General features: G+C 47.2%; 2 protein-coding genes. Both read right to left on the bottom strand.

Going from position 1 to position 2,884, the window contains the following annotated elements:
- A partial coding sequence (locus tag CJD36_RS22865) for an OmpA family protein (protein ID WP_145959420.1) occupies positions 1-1,811 on the bottom strand: 1,811 nt, incomplete at its 3' end.
- 44 nt (positions 1,812-1,855) lie between these two features.
- Positions 1,856-2,884, bottom strand: a 1,029-nt coding sequence (locus CJD36_RS22860; protein ID WP_133162771.1) for a T9SS type A sorting domain-containing protein, incomplete at its 5' end; no start/stop codon positions are given.

Raw genomic sequence — 2,884 nt, 5'->3', positions numbered from 1 at the left:
ACTTTTATCTCTACCCTTCTGTTCTGGGCTCTGCCTTCTTTGGTGGTGTTTGGTGCCGCAGGTGACTTGCTGCCATTGGCATGGGTCTTTATCTGCTTAGCCTTTACCCCATGTTTCAACAGGTAGGCTTTTACAACAGCAGCACGCTTCGCAGAAAGGGCTTTGTTGTAGGCTTTGTTACCAGTGTTGTCGGTATAACCATCTATGATTATCGTTGCATTTCTGTTCTCCTTCAGGCTCTTTACTACATCCTCCAATGTTGGCAATGAGGACTTCTTGATCACGATCTTGTTCACATCAAATAGTATTGGTGTAGCAATATCTATCTGAACAGGTGCGGGATCTACGATCGGTGCAGGCGGTACAGGGCAACCATTGTTGCTGGCAGGACCTGCTTCTGTAGGGCACTTGTCTTCGTTATCCGCTATACCATCGCCATCTGTATCAGGGCAGCCATGGTATTGAGCAAGGCCTTTGATAGTAGGGCATGCATCATCCTTGTCTGCTATGCCATCACCATCTGTATCAGGGCAGCCATGGAACTGTGCCAGACCTTTGATAGTCGGGCATTCGTCATCTTTATCAGCTATACCATCTCCATCAGTATCAGGGCAACCATGGAACTGCGCTAATCCCTTTACGGTAGGACACTCGTCTTCCTTATCCTGTATACCATCACCGTCAGTATCAGGGCAACCATGGAACTGCTCCAGGCCCTTGACCATAGGACATTCGTCTCTCTTGTCAGGGATACCATCTCCATCACTATCCTTGGCTTTACCAAAGTAGATACGAACGCCCAGATTAGCCCCCAGCATGCTGCTGTTAACCGTCTTCATACCATTGGTCAATGAACTGTAACCACCAACTTTATCGGTAAGCCTGTAGTTGCTTACATCGCTCTTGAATGTCTGGTACGTGTATACAAGACCAAGGTCCAGTGCTACGTGTGGACTAACAAGGTAGCTAACTGATGGCTTTAACAACAAGCCTATTGAACCGCTCTTGTAAGAAGCATCGCCCGTTTTGCTGTTTGGTTTTACACCAAGGCCAACATTGTAGCCTTGTGCACGCAAGTTGCTGAAGGTATCTGCTATGTTACCGTTAGGGTTTTTACCCGTGTAGTAAGCCTTAGTGATGATCCATGCATTGCTGCCCGGTGTTGCTGAGTTGTCGTAGTATGCCTTTACGCCTTCGCTGGTATTCTGGTATGCGTAGATGGCTTCATAGTCAAATGATGCATCTGTCGTATAGCTGTTCTTCAGCTGCAGGTTGTATAAGATTCCTGCGTCCATTGCAAAGCCCCAGTGTTTACCAAACTGGTTCTTATATTTCAGCACTACAGGTATGCTCATATTGGTCATCTTCAGCGACTCCTTTACAGGGCCATTGGCAGTAAGCAACTGACGGAAGACATCTCCACGAAAGTCTGTAGACTGATACTCTACATGGAATTTGTCCATCTTCATATCGCCACTCTGCATCAGGTACATAAAGCCAACACCTACACCCCAGTGACGGTTCTTACCGAAGAAGTAGCCTAACTGTGCATCAAAGCCATAAGACATTCCGTTATCGAACTTTACTGTGCCGATGTCGGTCTTTGCACCTATCGCATTGGTATAGTTGCCCGACATATTTACCTGGCTCAGGTCCTGCATCAGCAGGCCGCCTTTCAGGTTGATATCCAGGCACCATGCCGGGAGTAAAGCATCGTAATGCTTGTTTACTCTTTTGGTCTTTACGCTGTCTTGGGCAGTTGCCGCAAATACACTACCCGCTGCAACTACTGACAATATGAGTTTCTTCATCTTTCTGTTATTTCGATGTTCTTTGTTATTCCTCTATCTACTATCTACTCTTTCACCAGTTTGGTCGTTCCTACTTTCACGCCATTGTGGTAGCAGCTGATCATGTATACACCTGATGCAAGGTTGTTCACAGTGATCTGTGCCTTGTTGTACGTTACCGCTGTACTGCTGATCTGCTTACCCGTAATATCGTTCAGTTCTACTGTGGTATTACCGCCATTGATACCACTCACTTCTACCGATACATTATCGCTGGCAGGGTTAGGGAATACACTCATCGTAGCCACTTCTGCCGCGCTAACAGCTGTGATACCTGTCGGTGCATTGTAGTAGCTCTTTGATGAGCAACCACCCTTTTCTGTCATTACCCAATAGTGCTTCGTTGCGAAGTCAGGACTTACGTTGTGGTAGTTCTGATCCACTTCTCCTGTGTAGATCGTAGAGTCAAGCGTTGCCGCGTCATCATAACCCCACTGGTAGCTATCAACTGTATTGTCGGTACATACAAAATGATCGTGTATGTAGAAGATAACAGGGTTGATGGCTGCTGATGTACCTACGGTTACATGGAACGTATCTGCCGTGTAACAAGCGATACCGTGTATGTTAGCCGTAAGGATCACATTGGCATTACCTGCTGCAGAGAAGTTCACTATACTATTGGTATGCTTATTACCCTCGCCGTATACCGTTGCTCCCTGAGCGGTCCATGTATAGACCACTGAATCGGTAGGCGGATTAGCCGCACCAAAGTTCTGGAACATGGTGTTGCTGCAAACTGCTGCCGGTGAGTTGATAGCGATAACAGGTGCCTGTGGTGCAGGGTTGACTGTTACCAGAACATTCTGACTGTTATTGCAACCATTAGCCGTAAGTGTATAGTGATAGATAACATTAACAGGGAACAGTGTGGTGTTCACCAGTGTTTCGTTAACCACACCCGCACTGCCGGTAGATGTAGCTGCAGCATTGCTGATGCCCGCTACCACAGCACGTGTCCACGCGAACGTAGTACCTGTTGTGGTGCTGCCCGGCGTATAAACAAGCGGTGTGCTGCTACATACTGTTGCTGT

Origin of the sequence: Flavipsychrobacter stenotrophus, assembly GCF_002954265.1 — a bacterium.
GTDB lineage: Bacteria > Bacteroidota > Bacteroidia > Chitinophagales > Chitinophagaceae > Flavipsychrobacter > Flavipsychrobacter stenotrophus.
Note: the sequence above shows the minus strand (reverse complement) of the source record. Positions and strands in the feature narration are given on the sequence as shown.